The sequence below is a fragment of the Nocardia vaccinii NBRC 15922 genome (assembly GCF_001613305.1).
GTDB lineage: Bacteria > Actinomycetota > Actinomycetes > Mycobacteriales > Mycobacteriaceae > Nocardia > Nocardia vaccinii.
This window is the reverse complement of sequence record NZ_BDCC01000118.1, coordinates 1-2158: the sequence shown is the minus strand read 5'-3', so window position 1 is coordinate 2158 and position 2158 is coordinate 1. Positions and strand designations below refer to the sequence as shown.

Sequence of the window (2158 nt, the reverse complement as noted above, 5' to 3'; positions counted from 1 at the left end):
CCACCGCACCAGAACCACTGTCGCGAGCAGTACTCAACGCGTCGATGACACGTCGGGCATATTGCACCTGCTCGGGAGACGGCTCGAACGCGGTCTTGATCGCCTCGACCTGCCGTGGATGAATTGCCCACTTGGCGTCGAAACCACTTCTCGCAGCGTGGTTCACCGCTGCCTCGAAGTCGCCGTCGGCCCGAACGCCGAGGTACGGCCCATCCACCGCATCCAGCCGGTTGACGCGCGCCGCAGTGAGAACTCGGTCCTGGACCGCAATCCAATACACCGCGTCCAAACCGGCCGCACGGCCGAGGGATGCGGCGAGGTCCGCATACCCGATGATCAAGGTCGACAAACGCGGTGCAGCCGAAGCAATCCGGTCGACTCGACTCAGTCCATCAGCGGTCTCGATGAGCGCCTCTACCGCCATTCGATCGACTCCGGCCGCACCTGCCTCGATTCCGTCGAGCAGCCGCTCGGCGAATTGCAGGTCTCCCGGGGACTCCACTTTGGGCAGCACGATGGACGCGGCCGGAATCGCCGACTGCGCAACCGCTTCGATGTCGAGATGGCACCAGCGCGTCCGCGGCGCGTTCACTCGCACGGCGATCTGCGGCAGATCACCGAGCCCGTGCCACTCCATCGCCCCCAGCAGCGCACGCGCACGGTCCTTGTCCACCGCGGCAACCGCATCCTCGAGATCGATGACGACCTGATCAGCCCCGGATGTCAACGCCTTTCGAACCTTGCGCTCATCACCTCCCGGAACGCACAGAACCGCTCTCCGCGATCTGTATGCCACCATCTGCCCACCATCTTTCATCGTTTTTAATCTATGTTAAAGTATATTCGAAACCCTGTCGGAGCCAACGAGGAGTCAACGGTGAGCGAGCTGTCCGCCGAGGAACAGCAGGTAGTGGCGACAGTGCGCCAATGGGTGGATCGAGAGGTCCGCCCGGTCGCCCGCGACCTGGAACATGGCAACGAGTACCCGGAGAAGCTGATCGAGCAGATGAAGCAGCTCGGCATCTACGGATTGGCCATCCCCGAACCATACGGACAGGCACCGGTCTCCATGCCGTGCTACGTGGGCGTGACCGAGGAGCTCGCGCGTGGGTGGATGAGCCTGGCCGGAGCGATGGGCGGCCACACGGTCGTCTCCAAGCTCATCCTCACCTTCGGTACCGACGAGCAGAAGCAGCACTACCTGCCCAAGATGGCTACCGGCGAGATTCGGGCGACCATGGCACTCACCGAGCCTGGCGGCGGTTCTGATCTGCAGGCGATGACCACGGTCGCCAAACGCGACGACGACGGCTACACGATCAACGGGGCCAAGACATGGATCAGCAACGCCCGCCGATCGCAGTTGATCGCACTGCTCTGCAAGACCGACCCGACTGCCGAACCACGGCATCGCGGTATCAGCATCCTGCTCGTCGAACACGGCCCCGGACTCACCGTCTCACGCGACCTGCCCAAACTCGGTTACAAGGGCGTCGAGAGCTGCGAGCTGCTCTTCGACGGATATCGCGCGCCCGCGGACGCGGTGCTCGGCGGTGTCGAGGGCAAGGGATTCGGGCAGATGATGAAGGGCCTCGAGACCGGGCGGATCCAGGTCGCCTCACGCGCGCTGGGTGTTGCGCAGGCCGCCTTCGACGACGCGTTCGCCTATGCCCAGCAGCGTGAGAGCTTCGGCGTGCCGATCTGGAAACACCAGGCCATCGGCACATACCTGGCGGAAATGGCGACAAAGCTCACTGCCGCAAGACAATTGGTGCTGCACGCCGCACGCCGATTCGACGCCGGCGAGCGATGCGACATGGAAGCAGGCATGGCGAAGTACTACGCCTCGGAAGTCGCGATGGAAATCGCACTGAACGCCGTCCGCATCCACGGCGGGTACGGGTACTCGACCGAATACGACGTGGAACGGTATTTCCGCGATGCACCCCTCATGATCGTGGGCGAGGGCACGAACGAGATCCAGCGCAATGTCATCACCGCGCAACTCATCGCCCGCAGCGGCTCGATTCGATAGACCGAAACACCGAAGAGGGCCGGTGTCGACGACCAGTTCGTCGGCAGCGCCCCTATTCGTCTCGAAGCCGAAACCTGGATCATTTGATCTGTTCCATACAACTGAGTGAGAACGAGGGTGACC

The 2158-nt window shown here is 63.2% G+C and carries 2 protein-coding genes; one reads left to right on the top strand and one right to left on the bottom strand.

The features are described from left to right. On the bottom strand, positions 1-727 hold a 727-nt coding region (locus NV1_RS41545), incomplete at its 3' end, for an HpcH/HpaI aldolase/citrate lyase family protein (protein WP_067905214.1). Positions 728-877: 150 nt separating this feature from the next. Here NV1_RS41545 and NV1_RS41540 point away from each other — a divergent pair. Then, entirely contained in the window at positions 878-2035 is a 1158-nt protein-coding gene (locus NV1_RS41540; RefSeq protein WP_067905211.1) for an acyl-CoA dehydrogenase family protein, read from the top strand. The last annotated feature ends 123 nt before the right edge of the window (positions 2036-2158 follow it).